Origin of the sequence: Geobacter sp. AOG2 (genome assembly GCF_019972295.1) — a bacterium.
Classification (GTDB): Bacteria; Desulfobacterota; Desulfuromonadia; order Geobacterales; family Pseudopelobacteraceae; genus Oryzomonas.
The window spans coordinates 1,932,097-1,950,413 of sequence record NZ_BLJA01000001.1; the positions used below are offsets into that span (position 1 = coordinate 1,932,097).

An 18,317-nucleotide genomic window follows, 5' to 3' on the forward strand; every position below is an offset into this window, starting at 1 on the left:
CCGGCCTGATGGGTCAATTCAGCCCCTTGATCCAGAATTGCATGGGATGATCCCGCTCGACGCCGTCAATCTCGCACCACGTGAAGCTGGTGGTTACCCCGGAAAGCCGGGAAAATCCGGTACGGGTGAGGAATCTTGTGATGGGGATGTAGTTGCCCGGACGCAAGGGGTGGCTGTCGGGACGCTCGACCGTCGCGCAGGTGAGGCTGTCATAGGTGCCGAGAGCGCGGATATGGTTTTCCAGCCGGGCCAGCAGTTCCTGGCCCAGGCCGCGCTCACGATAGGCCGGGCGGAGGAGCAGTTCGCCGACGTAATAGATCCCGTTGAGCGGGAAGGGCGTGTCCGTAAAGGCGCCGCGCAGTTGGGCGTCCTCATGGACAAGCGGCATGCCGGTGGCGGCGCCGATGACGGCAGAACCGTCATCGGCGAGTATGATGCAGGCATCGGGTGCCTGGGTATACGCGCCCAGGTAGTCGAGCTCGTCCTCCCTGAACCCCTGGTACAGATAGGGATACTCCCGGAAAATGTCGAGGCGCAGCGTCGCCACATCGTTCAGGCTGTCCGCAATGGCGGCTCCGGTCAGCATCCGGACGTTAATCGATCCCGTGTCGTTCATATCCTGCCTCTTTGGTTGTATTCCGGGGATACGAAACACCTGGCATATATTTCCCTGCGCCAATTTACCACATCCCCCAGAAGAAAAACCACAGGGCTGCCCGACAAATTTCAAACTACCACCTGACATCACGGGTATTTTAAAATTTACAGGCGTGCCCCTCTTTATCTTTCCCCGGTGGCTGCATTCGTCAGGACCACTATCCCGGTGCAGGCTCCGTTACACGCCGCTACACGACGAACAGGCGTGATCGGAACGTTTGCCGGGCAGCAGCCGGTCTGCGGCGTACTCGGTAATATCGGTTCCGAAATGAACGTAGAAGTCCTCGGCACCGGCCAGGGGAATCCAATAGCTGTCGACTACCTGCCCGAGGAAGTCGTAATAGGCCACATTGCGCGCTGCGGCCTTGTCGCGTAGCGCGGTCTGGGCCTTGCACCCCGCGTGGTGCTTCCTCTCCCCCATGTCCACGCACTTGATGCCGGTGGGGTAGCCCCGTTCCTGCGCCATCCTGTTGGTCTCGATGATGGTGTGGTCCTTGTAGACCAGGATGACCGCTGCCGGGAAGTTGTCCCAGAACAGGTGAAAGTTCCGGCGGATCTCGTCGCTTACTTCAATAGTCATTTCGCTCCCCTTTTCAACTCCATGGTGTTTGACGCTCTGTGGCACTGAGTTATCCGTTTGGATCAACTTGCCACACGTTTGAATATATGCTATCAATGGATTTACAGGATGTCATATCTTATCGGATACAATTATTACTCGATTGGACAATTATGATCTGGAGCACGACCCTCAATATGGCCACGTCGTCGGAGTGGCACCAGCACGACATCATCGAGCTGATATTCTGCCGTTCCGGTTCGGGGCTGCTCGTGGTCGGGCGGCACGACATCGAGCTGACAGGCCGCCGGGCGGTCATTGTTGCACCGGGCGCACGGCACCGTTTCATCTTCCGTGGCGACGAGGCCGCCGAGCTGAAGTTCGTATGCATGACCAAAACCGACGCCACCATCAATCTCTCCGCCGCCCAGGCCGCCGTGCTCGGGCAGGCCGGGCCGGGCGGAGCAACATTCACCGACTACCCGGAACAGGATGACTGGCTCTGGCAGCTTGTGGACAGGATTCCGGACACGCTGGATGGGGGGGAGCAGGGAGACCCGGCCGTGGTGTGGGGTGTGATCGGCATGCTGGTCGCCTCCTACGTGCGCCGGGTGGAGGGGAAGCCGGACGAGCCCGGCGTCAGGCATTCGGACAAGATGCGGGGTGTCTGCGCGTGGATCGACGCCAATCCCGGCCAGGTGGGGAAGCTGGACGCCCTGGCCGCGCGGTTCGGAATGTCCCGGAGCCTGCTTACCCGCGAATTCCGCAAATATGCCGGCACGAGCATCGTCAATTACGTGAACTCACGGCGGCTGCAAAACGCGGGCACGGCCCTGATGGCGCCGGGGAAAAGCATTCTGGAGATATCCCTGGAGTACGGTTTTGCCAGCCTGGCCAATTTCTACAGGCAGTTCAAGGCGCTCTACGGGGTGACCCCTGCGGAGTTCCGCAGCCAGTTGGCGGATAAGGCCGGCTCACGGAAGGGGTAGAATTGAGGGGAGGGTGCTGCGCGCGGCTTTTTTCAAATTCTATCTATCACCCGCTCTACTCACGTTCGCTCAAGCTCGCAGAGGCCCGGAGAACATCCAAAACCGGATGCTTTGTTGGCAAACCGGAATTTTGTACTTCTTTCCGCTTTTCCGATTTCCTTTGCGCCTTTGTGAGCTCTGTGAGAGCAGCCTTTACGGTTTGGCCTGTTAGCCGCCATATATCTCATCAAACCTGCGGAAATACTCTTCCCGGCACCAGTTCTCCACATCCACCAACGCCTGAAACGCCTCTGCAAAATCAACCCGCCCAAGGGTGAAAACCCCGTGGCCGTAGACGATGGCCCGGCCCGGCTCCGCGATGACCGGCGGGACGCTTTTGGCTATCCCCCCGGCCCCGATCTCGCCCGCCACCACGGGGGTGCCGCCCATGACCCGCACCCTGGGGCAATCCTTCCAGCAGTCGGTTATGGAACAGTGTTCCTTCTCGTCGCAGAGCATGCTCATTACCACGGCGAAACGTGGATGGCCGTGCAGGATGGCCCGGCATTCTGCGGTTTCGAAGATACGGCGATGGGCCACCAGTTCGCTGGAGGCAGTGATGCCGACAGTGGAGCTGTTTTCGAAGGGGACCGGATCGATGCAGCCCGGCAGCTCGTCCAGGCTGGAGGCGGTCTGGGAGATATAGATAAGATCGCCGTTGGAATAGGAAATATTGCCGAAAAACGAATCGACCAGACCCCGCTCCACCGTGTAACGCCCCACCCGCGCCATCTCGTCGAGAATATCGGCTTTTTCCCACAGGGGCCCGTTTTTGAACTGCAAACCCGTGGCCGTGAGCGGTTGCAGCCACTGCCGGCGAAAATCGTCGAAAGCCTGGGCTTCGCCCGGCAGCTTGAAGCCCTCCTCCAGGACATCTTCCAGGTATTTGATGAAGGTGGAGTGAAAGACGGACGACCAGTTGATAAATGCCTGCTCGACGGTCAGGGCGCCGCTGGCTACGATGCCGATGCCCTCGACGATGATGCCTTTACGGTTGCCCAGCACATGTGCGATGGTCTCCGCGGGGTCGTCGCCGAGATCGCTATGGCGCAGGATCGGAATGTCGTGCAGAAAGGTGCGGGTCTCGGTATCGCGCGGCACGATTTCCCGCTCGCTGCTTTCTGTCCGATGCAACAGGAAATGAGCAAAGGGGAGGGCGGGCGCCGCGGCGCAGAGCGCCAGGCAGTTGAGTCGCCCGAGAACGGACGCAGCCAAACGGGACAGCGCGGCATCACCCGCGGCAATCACGATGTCGTCCTGGGCGGCAAAGGCGATCCGTTCCGGCAGCGCAGAACGATCGGCAACCAATTTGCGGCGGTATTTTTCTATCTGGTAATGCATCAGGGTATGGAGTCGGGAATATTGGTGAACAGGATGGAACCGTCGGCCAGGACCTCTTTGCGAAAATGGCTATTCCTGTGTTTTGACGATGCCAGGTGAACCTTTGGCAGGGGCGTGGTACTGCCGGGCATGAACACCGGCGTAATATTGACGCCCGCCTGCCATGCCTCGAAGTGGAGATGGGGACCCGTCGAACGGCCGGTGTTGCCGGACAGGGCAATGGGCGTCCCACCATCGACAGCCTGCCCCTGGGCAACCAGCAAACGACTGTTGTGACCGTAGAGGGTGATCATGCCGTTATCGTGTTCGATCAGCACCGTGTAGCCATATCCGGAACGCAGGCCGCTATAGACGACGACCCCCGGTGCCACAGGAGTAACGGGCGTCCCTTCGGGGACGGCAATGTCGATGCCGTTGTGATGACGCCATTTCCCGTCGATGGGGTCGATACGCATGCCCACGCCGGAGGTTATGGTGCCGCCTACCGAAGGCAGGTGCGGTTCAAAACTTGTCGGCGACGTCTCCCGTGGTTTGAACGATGCGTTGACGGTCTTTTCAACAACTTCATTCAGGGAGATCTCTCTGGTTTTTTCTTTTTTTGCCGTTTTTCTTTTTTTTGAAGATAGCGTACCATACTCTTTGATGATGACCTTGGCCTTCTTGTCCTGGGGCGCATCGGTGAACGATTCAACGCCGTCAACCGTGACAAAACGGTATATGTCGGCGCGGCAATCGTTGGGCAACGACGGAATGACGGCGCACATCCATAATATTACAAGGAGTTGCGCCCTTGGCGATGGAAATATGTCCTGTTTATGCATAATTGCGCTCATTAGTGCTTGTCGTCCGAAGGCATTTCTGTTAAAAAAAGTCCGGTCCTGTTTATACAGCAACCGCGCGGTTTCTGCAATTTAATCGATCCTTCCGGGGAATTATAAGTAATGTTCCAGTATTTTGACCAAATCATTAAGGGAACCGAACGTGAAGATTCCCTGGTAGTTATCCAAAATCTGAAGGAGATGATTGGGAAAAATTTCTCGTTTTTGAACTATTATAAAGAAATTCCGGTATCCTACGACGCCAAATTGGTCAACGTGGATAACGAAATGGCCGAATTCGAGGTGCACGAGTACCAGGCAAAGGTAATAGCCCTGGAGCACAAGGCGCTGATTCGCGCCCACGAAAAATTTTCCTTCCGCGAGGATATGGTCGGGGAAGCCTTTTATGTCAATGTCGCCCGGAAAAAGGTTATACTCTGTAATTTCGGCTACGCCAAGATCAAGTCGGATATGCGGCGTTTCGTCAGGGTCGTGCTCGATAAGCCCCTTGAAGCCGAATTGATCGTTGAAGACGACATACTTAAGGGAAGTATCAGGGACGTTTCCCTTGGCGGCGCATCCATAATTGTAGCCTCTCGGGAACAGCTTCCCCAGGGGCGCGAAATCAGCATGTTTTTGAAACTTCCGGACATTTCCAGCGGTTCGATACACGAGGTCGGGGTTACCGCAACGGTTATCAAGGTGACGGGCGACAACGCTCCGTATAATTGTTTCGTGGAGTTCTACCCGGAAAAACACTCCCAGCAACAGATATCCTACTACATCAACCAGCGCCAGGTTGAAATAATCAAAGAGCTTAAAGAGCAGACGCTGTAAACGTGGCTCGCTGCACTGCCTGTTTTGCTGGCATGTTTCGCAGTGGTGCCTTTTTTTTGTGCAGATATTCTGGTGAGAATCTCGTGCTCTTGCTGTTGTATATTTATATCTAATTTAAATTGTTATATTTTTCGTGTCATTGTTTTGGCAGAGTGTTTGCAATAATAATTAGGATGCATGCCGCAGCTTACCGCTTGCAATTTGACCGATAATTCATATAATCTCCCCCTGTCCAATTTTCAAGAAAGGGAGGGCCACGGTTTGAAAAAAGTCGAAGCTATCATAAAGCCATTCAAGCTTGACGAGGTCAAGGAAGCTTTGAATGAAATCGGTGTGCAGGGTATTACCGTCAGCGAGGTCAAAGGTTTTGGCCGTCAGAAGGGGCATACCGAACTGTATCGCGGCGCCGAATATGTCGTGGACTTTATCCCTAAAATCAAGCTTGAAATCATTGTGTCGGATGCGATTCTTTCCAGAGTCGTCGAGGCCATAGAGCAATCCGCCAAAACCGGCCGGATTGGTGATGGCAAGATATTCGTCACGCCGGTGGAAGCCGTCATCCGCATCAGGACCGGCGAAACAGGCGAAGACGCGCTGTAAGGCACCAAAGAGGTTTATTACATATCCCCCCGAAAGGAGAAACTGATGACCCCGAAACAAGTAGTAGAGTTTGCCAAAGAAAATGGCGCACTGATGGTAGATTTCAAATTTATGGATTTTGTTGGGATCTGGCAGCATTTTTCCACCCCGATCAGCGAGTTCGGCGAGGATATATTTGACGACGGCCTTGGTTTTGACGGTTCTTCCATCCGCGGCTGGCAGCCGATTCATGCCTCCGACATGATCATCATCCCCGACGCCACCACCGCCAAGATGGACCCGTTCACCGCTATTCCGACCCTTTCCCTGATCTGCAATATCTTTGATCCGATCACCAAGGAAGGCTACAGCCGCGACCCGCGCAACATCGCCAAAAAGGCCGAGGCATACCTCAAGTCCACCGGCATCGGCGACACGGCCTTCTTCGGCCCGGAAGCCGAATTCTTCATCTTTGACGACGTGCGCTACGACTCCTCCGCCAACCAGTCCTTCTATGCCGTTGACTCGGTTGAAGGCGCCTGGAACTCCGGCCGCGAAGAGTTCCCCAACCTGGGCTACAAGCCGCGCCACAAGGAAGGCTATTTCCCCGTTTCCCCGACCGACTCCCAGAACGACCTGCGTAACGAGATGGTCATGGAGATGCAGAAGGTCGGCATCCAGGTTGAGTGCCAGCACCACGAGGTAGCCACCGGCGGACAGGCCGAGATCGACATGCGTTTCGACGCTCTGGTCAAGATGGCCGACAAACTCCAGTGGTTCAAGTACATCATCAAGAACGTTGCCTACCGCAACGGCAAGACCGTTACCTTCATGCCCAAGCCGCTTTACGGCGACAACGGTTCCGGCATGCACTCCCACCAGTCCATCTGGAAGGACGGCGTCAACCTGTTTGCCGGTGACAAATACGGCGGGCTTTCCCAGATGGCACTGTACTACATCGGCGGCATCATCAAGCACGCCAAAGCACTGTGCGCCTTCACCAACCCTACCACCAACTCCTACAAGCGTCTGGTGCCGGGTTTCGAAGCTCCCGTGAACATGGCATACTCCAGCCGTAACCGTTCGGCCTCGCTCCGTATTCCCATGTTCTCCACCAACCCCAAGTCCAAGCGTGTTGAGTACCGCACGCCGGACCCGTCCTGCAACGGCTACCTGGCCTTCGCCGCCATGCTGATGGCCGGCCTCGACGGTATCGAAAACAAAATCGATCCGGGCCAGCCGCTGGACAAGGACATCTACGGTCTTTCCCCGGAAGAGCTCAAAGACATCCCGTCCGCTCCGGGCAGCCTGGAAGAGGCGCTCAAGTGCCTCGAAGATGACCACGAGTTCCTGCTCAAGGGCGACGTCTTCACCGCCGATGTCATCGAGAAATGGATCGAGTACAAGACCGAAGCCGAAGTCAACCCGGTCCGCATGCGTCCGGTACCGATGGAATTCCAGCTTTACTACGACATCTAAGCCGTACACGACGGTATGCAACACTAAAGAGGCGGGGTTATCCCCGCCTCTTTTCGTTCCTGCTCCAATTGACTTTCCCCGGCCAGTCTGTTAGAAAGACACACGGTTTATCAAGATTCAAAGGATGTTCATGGAAAATTTTCTCTTCAAGCTCTCCGTTATGCTCGTGCCGGGTATGCTGGCCATAGTCTGTCATGAGGTCTCGCACGGTTTCGTTGCCTGGCGCTTCGGCGACCCCACGGCGCGCATGCTCGGCAGGCTGACCCTTAACCCCTTCAAGCATATCGACATCGTCGGTACCCTGATGATCTTCTTCATCGGTATCGGCTGGGCCAAGCCGGTTCCGGTGACCTTCGAGAATCTACGCAATCCCAAACGGGACATGATCTGGGTGGCTGCCGCCGGACCCGTGACCAATCTCCTGCTGGCGACCATTTCCGCCTTTTTGCTGCGGGGGGTGGCCGTTATCGATAACTCAGCGGTCGCACCCGGCTCCCCCTTGTCCATGTTGGTCGAACCGGTTGCCTTGATGCTGGCCTTTTCGGTTTACATAAACCTGTTGCTGGCTATCTTCAATATGATCCCGGTACCGCCGCTCGACGGTGGCAGGGTGCTGGTCGGACTTTTGCCCCATCGACAGGCTGCAACCTGGTCTCGCATCGAACCGTACGGCATGGTGATCATCATTGTGCTGGTATTCTTCACTAATGTCTTTTCCTATGTCATCTCGCCGATTCTCAACGTGGGGGTTCACGTGCTGGCAGGACCGCAAAGCAACCTGGTGATGGGGGTCACGCAACTTATGATGCGCTAAATCCCTCGTTACCCTACCTTATCTTCCTGGAGCATTATAATGACGAAACAACGAGTAGTCAGCGGCATGCGGCCGACCGGAAAGCTGCACATCGGCCACTATCACGGTGTACTGGAAAACTGGGTCAAGATTCAGGACTCTTTTGACTGTTTCTTCTTTGTAGCGGATTGGCACTCACTGACCACGGAATACGACAATACCGCCGGTATTCGCAACAGCATTCATGAGATGGTGCTGGACTGGGTCGGGTTCGGCCTCGACCCGGCCAAGTGCGTCGTTTTCCGCCAGAGCCTGGTGCCCCACCACTCGGAGCTGAACCTGATCCTCTCCATGATCACGCCGGTCTCGTGGCTGGAGCGTTGCCCCACCTACAAGGAGATGCAGGAGAACCTGGAGACCAAGGACCTCTCCACCTTCGGGTTCCTGGGATATCCGGTGCTGATGGCGGCCGACATCATCCTCTACAAGGCTGCCCGTGTGCCGGTGGGGCAGGACCAGTTGCCGCACCTGGAGATCACCCGGGAGATAGCCCGGCGCTTCAATTACCTGTACGGCAACGTGTTCCCCGAGCCCGAGGGGCTTTTAACCGAGACCCCCAAGCTACTTGGCCTCGATGGCCGTAAGATGAGCAAATCCTACGGCAACTCCATTTATCTTTCCGACACGGCCGAGGAGACCACCAAGAAGGTCCTGTCCATGATGACCGACCCGGCCCGAATCCGACGGAGTGACCCCGGTGACCCTGATGTTTGCGTGGCCTTTAACCTTCACCGTATCTACGTGCCCCAGGAAAAACTGGACGAGATTATCCCTGCCTGTCGCAACGCCGCCATCGGCTGTGTGGAATGCAAGCGGATACTGGCTGAGTGCATGAATGAACGCCTGGCCCCCTGCCGGGCAAAACGGGCGGAATTGGCTACCCATCCGCAGTTTGTCAAGGATCTGCTACAGGATGGCAGCCGCCGGGCTTCGGAGATTTCCGATGCCGTCATGAGCGAAGTCCGCGACGCCCTGAAGATTTAACCGCGACGCGGGATTTGGGCAGGGTGCCGATGAATCAGGTTAGGGAAGAAAATCCGACTCTTCTTGACGAGTTCCGCGACGGATACAGCGTCCATCTGGACAAGTTCGACGGTCCGCTGGATTTGCTCTTGCACCTGATCCGCAAGAACGAGGTGGATATCTGCGACATTCCCATCGCAGACATCACCCGTCAGTACCTGGACTACATCAAGCTGATGAAGGTGCTCAATCTGGATGTGGCCGGTGATTTCCTGTTCATGGCCTCCACGCTGCTCCATATCAAATCCCGCATGCTGCTGCCGCCCGATGATCAGGAAGAGGGCGAGGAGGAAGAGGGCGACCCCCGGGCTGAATTGATCCGGCGCCTTTTGGAGTACCAGCAGTACAAAGAGGCCGGCATGGTGATCGGTGCCAGGGCGCTCCTGGGGCGAGAGGTTTTCGCACGGGCCTGTCCCGACCCGGCGTTGGCCAAGGCCCGCAGCGACGAGGGGCCGCTGGAGCTGTCGCTCTTTGAACTTGTGGATGCCTTCCGGGCTCTTCTGGCGCGCATTCCGGCGGAAAGTTTTCACGATGTCGCCCCCGGTGATTCCCTCAGTATTGCCGATTGTATCAATGAAATACTTTCCCTGCTTCAGGAACGTGATACACTTCAATTTGATGAGCTTGTCCGGGACGAGATGACCCGCGAACGGGTCATTGTCACCTTTCTGGCCCTCCTGGAATTATGCCGCCTCAAGCTGATTCGCATCTTCCAGAATGGGGAGTATGGTTCCATCTGGTTCGTCCCCGCTGTTGCCTCGGGACAAACGGATAGTGACGACGAAGCCGTTCAAACTGTCGTATAAAAGGAGGGTGCCATGCTGAAGGAGTTCAGGGAATTTGCGCTCAAGGGCAACGTTATCGACCTGGCGGTCGGCATCATCATCGGCGCAGCCTTTAATAAGGTTGTGCAATCACTGGTTAACGACATCATCATGCCACCGGTTGGGCTGCTGATTGGCAAGGTGGATTTTTCTTCCCTGTTCGTAAATCTTTCCGGGAAAACCTACGAGACGCTGGCGGAAGCCAAGAAGGCCGGGGCCGCGACCATCAATTACGGCCTATTCATCAACACTCTCGTGGATTTCACGATCATGGCCTTTGTAGTCTTTCTCATGGTCAAGCAGATCAACCGCTTGCGGCGCGAGGAAACACCTCCAGCCCCCACCACCAAGGATTGCCCCTTCTGTCTGTCCAAGATACCGCTGGCGGCGTCCCGTTGCCCGCAATGCACGTCAACACTTGACCTTGAATAGCAGGAAAATGGCTTTAACGTTTAACCTGGATATTTTTTTGCCACAGAGTCGCAACAGAGTCTAAGGCCGCATCATGAGGAAGGCTCTCTGATGTTAGCTTAGAATGCGGCTTTCTCGACGTCTCCCTGGTTCTGTAGCCCAACGCCCGTTTTAAGGTTTGACCATGTCTTTGCCTGCAATCATCGAAAGCATCATCTTTGCCGCCGATTCGGCCCTGTCCCTTGACCGGCTCTGCGAGATGCTGCCCGAGTACGAACGCACTGCCATCAAGGCCGCCTTAACCGGCCTGGTCGAATTCCACGAGGAGCGGGGAGGGGGATTCGGACTTGCCGAGGTGGCCGGTGGCTGGCAGTTCAGAACCAATCCGGTATTGCAGGAATACGTGGTCCGGCACGTGAAGACCAAGGCGGCCAAATTCTCCCAATCGGCTTTGGAGTCTCTGGCCATCATCGCCTACCGCCAGCCCATAACCCGCGCCGAGATAGAGCACCTGCGCGGTGTTGATTGCGGCGGCGTGCTCAAGTCGCTTCTGGAAAAGAAACTGGTCAAGATCCTGGGTAAAAAGGATATTCCCGGCCGGCCGCTGATCTATGGGACCTCTAAAGAATTTCTTGAGGTTTTTGGACTTAAAGATTTGAAAAGTTTACCTACTTTGCGTGAGATTCAGGCCCTTGGTGAGACGCCCCAGTTTGAACGTCAGGAGGAATTGCCCCTGGAACCGGACGCCGCACCTCCGGCTGACAGTTCGCTTCCCTTTGACGAACCGGAATGACAGATACCTGAACACGGCAGGAGGTGTGCCATGCAACGACAGGCAGCAGTTGCGGGACAGTTCTACCCCGGTACGCGGGAGCAGCTTCGAACCGCCTTGTCCGAACTGGTTCCGTCCGTTCCGGAAAAACGGCTAGCCCTGGGGATCGTCGCGCCCCATGCGGGCTACGTCTATTCCGGCGCCATTGCCGGCACGGTCTATGGCCGGATAGTCATACCCCCCACCGTGTTGATCATTGGCCCAAATCACCATGGGGCCGGCGCGGCGGCCGCCCTCTACCCGGAGGGGGAATGGCTGACTCCTCTCGGGCCGATCACCATTAATCCCCGCCTCACTGCACTGCTTCAGCAGTACGTCCCCTTTGTGGAGTTGGACAGCAGTGCCCACCGTTTCGAGCACTCCCTTGAGGTGCAAATTCCCTTTATTCAATATCTGCGCTCCGATGCAACCATCGCCGCACTTTGTCTCGGTCACGGTGATTTTGATGCAGTGCAGGAGATCGGCAAGGGGATTGCCGCAGCGATACGCAGCTATGGCGGGGAGGTTCTGATCGTGGCCAGTTCCGACATGACCCATTACGAGTCGGCCGACTCGGCCCGGCGTAAGGACGAGCAGGCTTTGGCAAGGATTTTGGCTTTTGATCCCGAGGGACTGCTGAAAATCTGCCGCAGTGAACGCATTACCATGTGCGGGGTTGTGCCGGCGGCGGTCATGCTGGTGGCGAGCCGGGAACTGGGGGCTGCACAGGCAGAACTCACTGCCTATGGGAACAGTGGCGGCATTACCGGCGATAATAGCCAGGTGGTGGGGTATGCGGCTGTTTCGGTGTGGTAATCAGGACGGTTGATTCGCGCCCAGGGAACGCCGTAAGCTGCTCGCGATCCTGCCACGCAGACGTATGGCCTTTTTCAGGTTGCCGCGAAGTATGGTATGCCGTAACTCGTGTTCGCTTGGCAGCAAATCGGGATCCGGTTTGAAGATGGATACGATGACCAGCAGGAATAGTGCGGCAATCTGCAGGTAAACCGCAACGATACCCTTGTGGAACAGTTGCAGATAATCGATATTCTGTGTTGTGTTGTCGCGAAGAATGTCCGAAAAGTGAGCCAGCTCCCTCATCCAGGGGTTGAGATAGGCTACCCCGACATAAATAGCGATCAGGGTCCCGATCCACTTGACCACAACCCAGCAATGTCTGAAAAACCCCCACTTGGATGTCAGGCACAGCAGCGCGCCACTTAGCAGCGACACGGCGGCACCCGGGCCTATAAGCATGTCGTCGATGATTGTTATGGCGGAATGAAAAGCAAAGAGTTCATCACCGTTGATGGTTCGGCGATCATTGTTCAGGATTATCAGGACTGCCGACACGCCGCCGACCCAGGCACATGAAGCAAAGGTGTGAAGGGTCTTTAGGAGAAGTTTCATCTTGTGGGCGAACAGGAGTTGCATCAATTCAGTGTGTTCCTTCCCTGGGATAACAATCTATGTGCCGTTCTACCTATATTGTGAGCAAGGAAGGTGCCCAGATTCAGCCACTACGGTTTACGGTATAACGACTTGTTTTGATTGTATTATTTTACGCCTTTCGGGTATTGTGTTTTCATTATGATGTGTCTTTTGTGGCTCACAAATGTTCTTGTTGCCAAGTGTAAGGGGTGTTTTGACGGAAGGATAGGCCGTAAATCCGGGGTATTAAGGTGTTTGTTTTGGTTTGTGTGACACTGATGACACATTGTGTTTTGATGTGGTTGCCAAGCTGTAACTCATTGACAGTGGCCAATTTGAAGTGTATACAGTATGCATTTTAACGAGTGAAACCTGTTTGCTAAGGCAAAACCGACCGCAGTATATATATCCCAAAGGAGGATGTCAGATGATCGAAGCCTATTTAGCCCATGAAAAGGAACGGGCGGCCCAGGGAATCCCCGCGTTGCCGCTCACGCCCGAGCAGACCGCCGAGCTGTGCAAATTGTTGGTCAAACCCCCCAAGGGCAAGGAAAAATTCCTGCTGGACCTGATCACCAACCGCGTTTCCCCAGGCGTTGACCCTGCTGCCAAAGTCAAGGCCGAATTCCTGGCCGAGATCGTCAGCGGCAAGAAAAAGTCCCCCCTGATCGACCAGGTAGCCGCCATCAAGTTGCTGGGCACCATGATCGGTGGTTATAACGTGGCTCCGCTGGTAGCGGCCCTGAAAGACAAGAAACTGGCCGACGCCGCCGCTACGGCACTCTCCCATATCACCCTGGTGTATGACGCCTTCGACGAGGTGGCAGCCCTGGCCAAGGCCAAAAATGCCGCAGCCGCCAAGGTGCTCAAATCCTGGGCCGACGCCGAGTGGTTCACCAGCCGCAAGGGCGTACCCGAGACCATCAAGGTCAAGGTCTACAAAGTGGACGGCGAGATCAACACCGACGACTTCTCACCGGCCGGTGACGCCTGGAGCCGCCCCGATATCCCGCTGCACGCCCTGGCCATGGGCAAGACCCGCTTCAAGGACGGACTTGCCACCATCGCCAAGTTCCGCAAGGAAGGCTATCAGGTCGCCTTCGTTGGCGACGTGGTCGGTACCGGTTCCTCCCGCAAGTCGGCCTGCAACAGTGTATTGTGGGCCATCGGTGAAGAGATCCCCTGCGTACCCAACAAGAAAACCGCCGGTGTGATCATCGGCGGCGTCATCGCCCCGATCTTCTTTAATACCGCCCAGGACTCCGGCGCCCTGCCGCTCAAGGCCGACGTGACCGGCATGAAGACCGGCGACGTGATCGTGATCGACACCAAGAAGGGGGTCATCACCGATGAGAAGGGTAAGAAGGTTCTCTCCAAACTGACCATAGCTCCCAACACCGTACCCGACGAATTCCGCGCTGGCGGCCGCATCCCGCTGATCATCGGTCGCGCCGTTACCGACAAGGCCCGTAAAGCCTTAGGCCTCAAGCCGACCACGGTATTCACCCTGCCGGTGAATCCCAAGCCCAAGGCCAAGCAGGCCTTCTCCCTGGCGCAGAAGATGGTCGGTGTCGCCTGCGGCGTCACCGGCATCCTGCCCGGCACCGCCTGCGAGCCCAAGATGACCACCGTCGGTTCCCAGGACACCACCGGGCCCATGACCGCCGACGAGTTGAAAGAACTGGCCTGCCTCAAGTTCCAGGCACCCATGTTCATGCAGTCCTTCTGCCACACCGCCGCTTACCCCAAGCCGGCCGACGTCAAGATGCACAAGAACCTGCCCGGCTTCATCTCCGAGCGTGGCGGCGTGGCCCTGCGTCCCGGCGACGGCGTCATTCACTCCTGGCTGAACCGCCTGTTGACGCCCGATACCGTCGGCACCGGCGGCGATTCCCATACCCGTTTCCCCATCGGTATCTCCTTCCCGGCCGGTTCCGGCCTGGTGGCCTTTGCCGGCGCCATGGGCTTCATGCCCCTGGACATGCCCGAATCGGTCCTGGTGCGTTTCAAAGGCAAATTCAACCCCGGCATCACCCTGCGTGACGCCGTGAACGCTATCCCCTACTGGGCTATCAAGCAAGGTCTTCTGACCGTGCCCAAGAAAAACAAGGTCAACATCTTCAACGGCCGCATCCTGGAGATGGAGGGTCTGCCCGACCTGACCGTGGAGCAGGCCTTCGAACTGACCGACGCTGCCGCCGAGCGTTCGGCCGCCGCAGGTTGCATTCAGCTCTCCGAGAAGTCGGTAGCCACCTACCTCAAGTCCAACGTGGCCCTGATGAAGAAGATGATCGCCGACGGCTATTCGGACAAGAAAACCCTGCAAAACCGCATCAAGGCGGTAGAGGCATGGCTCAAGAAGCCGAGCCTGTTGAAGGCCGACAAGGGTGCCGAATACGCAGCCGTGATCGAGATCAACCTGGCGGACATCAAGGAGCCGATCCTGGCCTGTCCGAACGATCCTGATGACGTCAAACTGCTCTCCCAGGTCAAGGGGACCAAGATCCAGGACGTGTTCCTCGGTTCCTGCATGACCAACATCGGCCACTTCCGCGCCGCCGCCGAGATCTGGCGCGGCAGCAAGTTCAACCCGGATGTCCGCACCTGGATCTGCCCGCCGACCCGCATGGACCAGGCCCAGCTTAAGGACGAAGCCTACTTCTCGGTGTACAGCGCCTTCGGCGCCCGTATCGAGATCGCCGGCTGCTCGCTCTGCATGGGCAACCAGGCCCGCGTACCCGACGGCGTCAACATGTTCTCCACCTCGACCCGCAACTTCGATGACCGTATCGGCAACGGCGCCAAGGTCTATCTCGGTTCCGCCGAGTTGGGCGCGGTAACGGCGCTCATGGGTAAGCTGCCCACGCCGGCCGAGTATATGAAGGTTTACAAGGAGAAGATTGAGCCGAACAAGGAGAAGATCTATAAGTATCTGCAGTTCGACGAGATGCCGGAATACAAGTAGATTTTGAGAGGAAATGCTTGAGGCTGAAAGGCTGATGGCATACTATGACCCCCCGTTCCGGCTTGCCGGGACGGGGGGTGTTGTTTCTTCCGGTGCCATGTAACCTTGGCGCCGGAGCAATTGAAACTCATTCCCCGCGCCGCCGGAGCCTCAGGACGAACAGGTAGGTGACAAGCAGAAAAGGGAAGGTAGAAAAGGACGCTCCCAGGTTGCCCGCAAAGAGTTGCCAGGTTCCAAAGGCGACTACGCCAAGGACAAAGGCAAGGAGAATGGTCACGCCGAGTTTATTCATGTGGTCCGCCGGTGCGGCGGCCGGATTGCCGTGCAGCCGCTTGTTGATGGAATGACACGCCGACTAGTGATAGCACACCATCGGCAGAAGCGCAAAGGGCTAAACGCGTGGCGAGCGTGACGTGCCGAACGCACTGTGCTATAAATGAACATCTAAACCTATGTCAGGAGATGTGCAGCAATGAAATTCAGCTATGAAACGGTTGGCACCTGTAGTAAACGGATCGATATTGAGATGGAAGCCGGCATTCTCGTGAGTGCCGATTTCGTCGGCGGCTGCTCCGGCAATACCCAGGCATTGACGGCCCTGGTCAAAGAGATGCCGGTGGCGGAAGTCGTGCGGCGTCTGAAGGGGATCGCCTGCCAGGGGGACACGTCGTGCCCCGACCAACTGGCCCGGGCCCTGGAAACATCCGCACATATGAAATAATGGCGGAAACGCTAACGCGTTGTTGGACTGTACAATAAGTTGGTGCGCAATAGTCATCCCCTTATACCCCTGCGATCAACGCCCCCTTTGCCCTTTTCTTCCTGGTGCCCCGTAAAATTGCTTGAAGCTGAAAAGCTGATGGCGTAATGTGCGTACCCCCCGCAACTTGACGGGTGAGGTTGATGTTTGACGGCGAGGAGTTTGTCAGTGCAGATCGTATTCGGTATCGATTTCGGCACCACCAATTCAGCACTTTCGGTCTACCGGAACGGTTCTGTTGAGGTGATTGCCGTGGACGGCAACGACCGTAGCGGGGAATTGATGCGTTCGGTGCTCTACTTTAACGAGGAACACGAGATTTATGCCGGGCAGGAGGCCATTCGCCAGTATGTGGGCGACGGGGCCAGCGGGCGCTTTATGCAGTCCATCAAGACCTTTCTGCCGAACACCAGTTTCGACAGCACCGAGGTATTCGGCAGACGCTATGCCATTGATGACCTGGTGGCGATCATCTTGAGGAAGATCAAGGCCCGGGGTGAGGCGCATGTGGGGTGCCCCGTGGAAAGCGTTGTCCTGGGACGGCCGGTGGTGTTTTCCGCAGATCCGGAGAAGGACGCCGTGGCCGAGCAACGTCTGGAAAAGGCTGCCCGCAAGGCCGGTTTCAAGAACATCTGGTTCCAGTTCGAACCGGTTGCTGCGGCGCTGGCCTTTGAAGAGACCTTGCGGGCCGGGCAGGAGCGGATCGTGTTCATCGGCGATTTCGGCGGCGGCACATCGGATTTTTCGGTGATCCGCGTCAAGGGGGGGGCCTTTGCCCGTTCCGACCGGCGTAGCGACGTGCTCTCCCTGGGGGGCGTCTACGTGGCCGGTGACAAGTTCGATTCCCAGATCATGTGGGACAAGGTGGCGCACCATTTCGGTCGTTATGCCCGCTACAAGACCATGGGTAAGGACGAGTGGGTGAGTGTCCCCAAGAGCATTGTCTATACCCTCTGCCAGTGGCATCGCATCCCGCTGTTGCGGTCGCGCAAGACCAGGGAACACATCCGGGTGATCAAGGCTACCACCGACGACCGCCGGGCCATTGAACACCTGGAAAATATCATCAGCGACAATTACGGTTTTTTCCTGTTCCAGGCCATTGAAAAGGCCAAATGCGAGCTTTCCGAACGGGAACATGCCATGATCAGCTTCCGAGAGCGCGATCTCTGTATCGGCGAGGAGATCGGCAAGGTGGAGTTTGAAGCGATCAATGCGGAAAATATCCGGCAGATTGCTGACTGCATCGACGAGGTCGTGGCACGGTCCGGGCTTACGCCGGCCCAGATGGATACGGTCTTTCTGACCGGAGGCACCTCGCGGATTCCCCGCATCCAGACGTTGTTTGCCGAGCGGTTCGGCCGGGGCAAATTGGACAACAGGGATGCCTTTACCAGCGTCGTTCATGGGTTGGGGTCCAGCGTGCCGCTCTTTGCCGGCTCCGTTGCAGCCCCCACAAAAAACGAAAGGGGCACATCATGGCAATGACGGTTGAAATCAAAGACAACAAGCTTTGTATCGAGATCGATCTGGAGAAACCGACCCGGTCGGCCTCGGGAAAAACCCTGGTGGTGGCCAGCACCCGCGGCAACGCCGTCACTACCGCCCACGTGGACGGCAAGCCGGTGACCATCGGCCTGAACGCATATATCAAGCCCTAAGACTTGTGGAATGGCACGTCTACATCATCCTCTGCTCCGACAACTCCCTCTACACCGGGGTCACTACGGATATGGAGCGGAGGTTCCGCCAGCACGCGGAGGGGAAGGGCGCCAAATATTTTCGGGGGCGGCAACCGCTACGAGTGGTCTATCTGGAACATAACCACAACCGTGCTTCCGCCACCAGCCGCGAGGCCCGGATCAAGGCCATGGATCGGACTGAAAAATTGGTCCTGATTTCCGGGCAGACCGCGATTACCCTGTAACGAAATGCTTGAGG

The 18,317-nt window shown here is 56.9% G+C and carries 21 protein-coding genes; 15 read left to right on the forward strand and 6 right to left on the reverse strand.

Translation table 11 applies throughout. From position 1 onward, the window contains the following. Positions 1-13 precede the first annotated feature (13 nt). Positions 14-616 carry a GNAT family N-acetyltransferase gene (locus LDN12_RS08700; protein WP_223922279.1) on the reverse strand — a complete coding sequence of 201 codons (603 nt, stop codon included), beginning with the start codon at positions 614-616 and terminating at the stop codon, positions 14-16. A gap of 219 nt (positions 617-835) precedes the next feature. After that, complete coding sequence (locus tag LDN12_RS08705) at positions 836-1,237, reverse strand: hypothetical protein (protein WP_223922280.1); 402 nt, start codon at positions 1,235-1,237, stop codon at positions 836-838. A 176-nt stretch (positions 1,238-1,413) separates the two neighbouring features. On the opposite strand from LDN12_RS08705, the gene LDN12_RS08710 reads away from it, so the two are divergent. Further along, positions 1,414-2,205 (forward strand): AraC family transcriptional regulator, encoded by a 792-nt coding sequence (locus tag LDN12_RS08710; protein ID WP_223922281.1) that lies wholly within the window; start codon positions 1,414-1,416, stop codon positions 2,203-2,205. 207 nt (positions 2,206-2,412) lie between these two features. Here LDN12_RS08710 and LDN12_RS08715 read toward each other — a convergent pair whose 3' ends face one another. Both LDN12_RS08715 and LDN12_RS08720 read right to left on the reverse strand, forming a co-directional pair. Then, positions 2,413-3,585: a class II aldolase/adducin family protein gene (locus LDN12_RS08715; RefSeq protein WP_223922282.1), complete on the reverse strand. Its 1,173-nt coding sequence runs from the start codon at positions 3,583-3,585 to the stop codon at positions 2,413-2,415. Further along, positions 3,585-4,406 carry a M23 family metallopeptidase gene (locus LDN12_RS08720; RefSeq protein ID WP_223922283.1) on the reverse strand — a complete coding sequence of 274 codons (822 nt, stop codon included), beginning with the start codon at positions 4,404-4,406 and terminating at the stop codon, positions 3,585-3,587. Before LDN12_RS08720 ends, LDN12_RS08715 begins: the two co-directional genes overlap by 1 nt. A 120-nt stretch (positions 4,407-4,526) precedes the next feature. Here LDN12_RS08720 and LDN12_RS08725 point away from each other — a divergent pair, with 120 nt between their 5' ends. The 9 genes from LDN12_RS08725 to amrB all read left to right on the forward strand — a co-directional run bounded on the left by LDN12_RS08725 (position 4,527) and on the right by amrB (position 12,036). Then, positions 4,527-5,240, forward strand: a complete 714-nt coding sequence (locus tag LDN12_RS08725; protein WP_223922284.1) for a PilZ domain-containing protein — start codon at positions 4,527-4,529, stop codon at positions 5,238-5,240. Positions 5,241-5,501: 261 nt separating this feature from the next. After that, positions 5,502-5,840, forward strand: a complete 339-nt coding sequence (locus LDN12_RS08730; RefSeq protein ID WP_223922285.1) for a P-II family nitrogen regulator — start codon at positions 5,502-5,504, stop codon at positions 5,838-5,840. Between the two features lie 45 nt (positions 5,841-5,885). Further along, positions 5,886-7,298, forward strand: a complete 1,413-nt coding sequence (gene glnA / locus LDN12_RS08735; protein WP_223922286.1) for a type I glutamate--ammonia ligase — start codon at positions 5,886-5,888, stop codon at positions 7,296-7,298. 130 nt (positions 7,299-7,428) lie between these two features. Continuing rightward, the gene (locus LDN12_RS08740; RefSeq protein WP_223922287.1) at positions 7,429-8,112 is read left to right on the forward strand and encodes a site-2 protease family protein; all 684 of its coding nucleotides are present in this window, start codon (positions 7,429-7,431) and stop codon (positions 8,110-8,112) included. A gap of 39 nt (positions 8,113-8,151) precedes the next feature. Further along, positions 8,152-9,135, forward strand: a complete 984-nt coding sequence (trpS, locus tag LDN12_RS08745; RefSeq protein WP_223922288.1) for a tryptophan--tRNA ligase — start codon at positions 8,152-8,154, stop codon at positions 9,133-9,135. 29 nt (positions 9,136-9,164) lie between these two features. Then, the gene (locus LDN12_RS08750; protein WP_223922289.1) at positions 9,165-9,980 is read left to right on the forward strand and encodes a ScpA family protein; all 816 of its coding nucleotides are present in this window, start codon (positions 9,165-9,167) and stop codon (positions 9,978-9,980) included. A 12-nt stretch (positions 9,981-9,992) separates the two neighbouring features. Continuing rightward, positions 9,993-10,430 carry a large conductance mechanosensitive channel protein MscL gene (gene mscL / locus LDN12_RS08755; RefSeq protein ID WP_223922290.1) on the forward strand — a complete coding sequence of 146 codons (438 nt, stop codon included), beginning with the start codon at positions 9,993-9,995 and terminating at the stop codon, positions 10,428-10,430. 163 nt (positions 10,431-10,593) lie between these two features. Then, positions 10,594-11,202, forward strand: a complete 609-nt coding sequence (scpB, locus tag LDN12_RS08760; protein WP_223922291.1) for an SMC-Scp complex subunit ScpB — start codon at positions 10,594-10,596, stop codon at positions 11,200-11,202. A 30-nt stretch (positions 11,203-11,232) separates the two neighbouring features. Beyond that, a complete protein-coding gene (gene amrB, locus LDN12_RS08765; protein WP_223922292.1) occupies positions 11,233-12,036 on the forward strand; it encodes an AmmeMemoRadiSam system protein B in 804 nt (267 codons plus the stop codon). Here the strand turns inward: amrB and LDN12_RS08770 are convergent, their stop codons facing one another. Continuing rightward, on the reverse strand, positions 12,037-12,654 hold the full coding sequence (locus tag LDN12_RS08770) for a DUF2269 family protein (RefSeq protein WP_223922293.1): 618 nt from the start codon (positions 12,652-12,654) through the stop codon (positions 12,037-12,039). Between the two features lie 424 nt (positions 12,655-13,078). Here LDN12_RS08770 and LDN12_RS08775 point away from each other — a divergent pair, with 424 nt between their 5' ends. Then, a complete protein-coding gene (locus LDN12_RS08775; RefSeq protein ID WP_223922294.1) occupies positions 13,079-15,616 on the forward strand; it encodes a bifunctional aconitate hydratase 2/2-methylisocitrate dehydratase in 2,538 nt (845 codons plus the stop codon). Between the two features lie 127 nt (positions 15,617-15,743). On the opposite strand, the gene LDN12_RS08780 is transcribed toward LDN12_RS08775, so the two are convergent. Continuing rightward, entirely contained in the window at positions 15,744-15,908 is a 165-nt protein-coding gene (locus tag LDN12_RS08780; protein WP_223922295.1) for a hypothetical protein, read from the reverse strand. A 180-nt stretch (positions 15,909-16,088) separates the two neighbouring features. Here LDN12_RS08780 and LDN12_RS08785 point away from each other — a divergent pair, with 180 nt between their 5' ends. The 4 genes from LDN12_RS08785 to LDN12_RS08800 all read left to right on the forward strand — a co-directional run bounded on the left by LDN12_RS08785 (position 16,089) and on the right by LDN12_RS08800 (position 18,303). Then, positions 16,089-16,337 carry a TIGR03905 family TSCPD domain-containing protein gene (locus LDN12_RS08785; RefSeq protein ID WP_223922296.1) on the forward strand — a complete coding sequence of 83 codons (249 nt, stop codon included), beginning with the start codon at positions 16,089-16,091 and terminating at the stop codon, positions 16,335-16,337. A 207-nt stretch (positions 16,338-16,544) separates the two neighbouring features. Continuing rightward, positions 16,545-17,864, forward strand: coding sequence for an Hsp70 family protein (locus tag LDN12_RS08790; RefSeq protein WP_223922297.1), 1,320 nt, complete (start codon positions 16,545-16,547; stop codon positions 17,862-17,864). Beyond that, positions 17,855-18,037 (forward strand): hypothetical protein, encoded by a 183-nt coding sequence (locus LDN12_RS08795; RefSeq protein ID WP_223922298.1) that lies wholly within the window; start codon positions 17,855-17,857, stop codon positions 18,035-18,037. Before LDN12_RS08790 ends, LDN12_RS08795 begins: the two co-directional genes overlap by 10 nt. 5 nt (positions 18,038-18,042) lie before the next feature. Further along, complete coding sequence (locus LDN12_RS08800) at positions 18,043-18,303, forward strand: GIY-YIG nuclease family protein (protein ID WP_223922299.1); 261 nt, start codon at positions 18,043-18,045, stop codon at positions 18,301-18,303. The last annotated feature ends 14 nt before the right edge of the window (positions 18,304-18,317 follow it).

Coding starts and splice junctions, on each gene's coding strand:
- mscL (WP_223922290.1), top strand. CDS start 9,993: ATGCTGAAGGAGTTCAGGGAATTTGCGCTCAAGGGCAACGTTATCGAC.
- LDN12_RS08715 (WP_223922282.1), bottom strand. CDS start 3,585: ATGCATTACCAGATAGAAAAATACCGCCGCAAATTGGTTGCCGATCGT.
- LDN12_RS08740 (WP_223922287.1), top strand. CDS start 7,429: ATGGAAAATTTTCTCTTCAAGCTCTCCGTTATGCTCGTGCCGGGTATG.
- LDN12_RS08710 (WP_223922281.1), top strand. CDS start 1,414: ATGGCCACGTCGTCGGAGTGGCACCAGCACGACATCATCGAGCTGATA.
- LDN12_RS08705 (WP_223922280.1), bottom strand. CDS start 1,237: ATGACTATTGAAGTAAGCGACGAGATCCGCCGGAACTTTCACCTGTTC.
- LDN12_RS08795 (WP_223922298.1), top strand. CDS start 17,855: ATGGCAATGACGGTTGAAATCAAAGACAACAAGCTTTGTATCGAGATC.
- LDN12_RS08785 (WP_223922296.1), top strand. CDS start 16,089: ATGAAATTCAGCTATGAAACGGTTGGCACCTGTAGTAAACGGATCGAT.
- LDN12_RS08750 (WP_223922289.1), top strand. CDS start 9,165: ATGAATCAGGTTAGGGAAGAAAATCCGACTCTTCTTGACGAGTTCCGC.
- LDN12_RS08725 (WP_223922284.1), top strand. CDS start 4,527: ATGTTCCAGTATTTTGACCAAATCATTAAGGGAACCGAACGTGAAGAT.
- scpB (WP_223922291.1), top strand. CDS start 10,594: ATGTCTTTGCCTGCAATCATCGAAAGCATCATCTTTGCCGCCGATTCG.
- LDN12_RS08775 (WP_223922294.1), top strand. CDS start 13,079: ATGATCGAAGCCTATTTAGCCCATGAAAAGGAACGGGCGGCCCAGGGA.
- trpS (WP_223922288.1), top strand. CDS start 8,152: ATGACGAAACAACGAGTAGTCAGCGGCATGCGGCCGACCGGAAAGCTG.
- glnA (WP_223922286.1), top strand. CDS start 5,886: ATGACCCCGAAACAAGTAGTAGAGTTTGCCAAAGAAAATGGCGCACTG.
- amrB (WP_223922292.1), top strand. CDS start 11,233: ATGCAACGACAGGCAGCAGTTGCGGGACAGTTCTACCCCGGTACGCGG.
- LDN12_RS08700 (WP_223922279.1), bottom strand. CDS start 616: ATGAACGACACGGGATCGATTAACGTCCGGATGCTGACCGGAGCCGCC.
- LDN12_RS08770 (WP_223922293.1), bottom strand. CDS start 12,654: ATGCAACTCCTGTTCGCCCACAAGATGAAACTTCTCCTAAAGACCCTT.
- LDN12_RS08720 (WP_223922283.1), bottom strand. CDS start 4,406: ATGCATAAACAGGACATATTTCCATCGCCAAGGGCGCAACTCCTTGTA.
- LDN12_RS08780 (WP_223922295.1), bottom strand. CDS start 15,908: ATGAATAAACTCGGCGTGACCATTCTCCTTGCCTTTGTCCTTGGCGTA.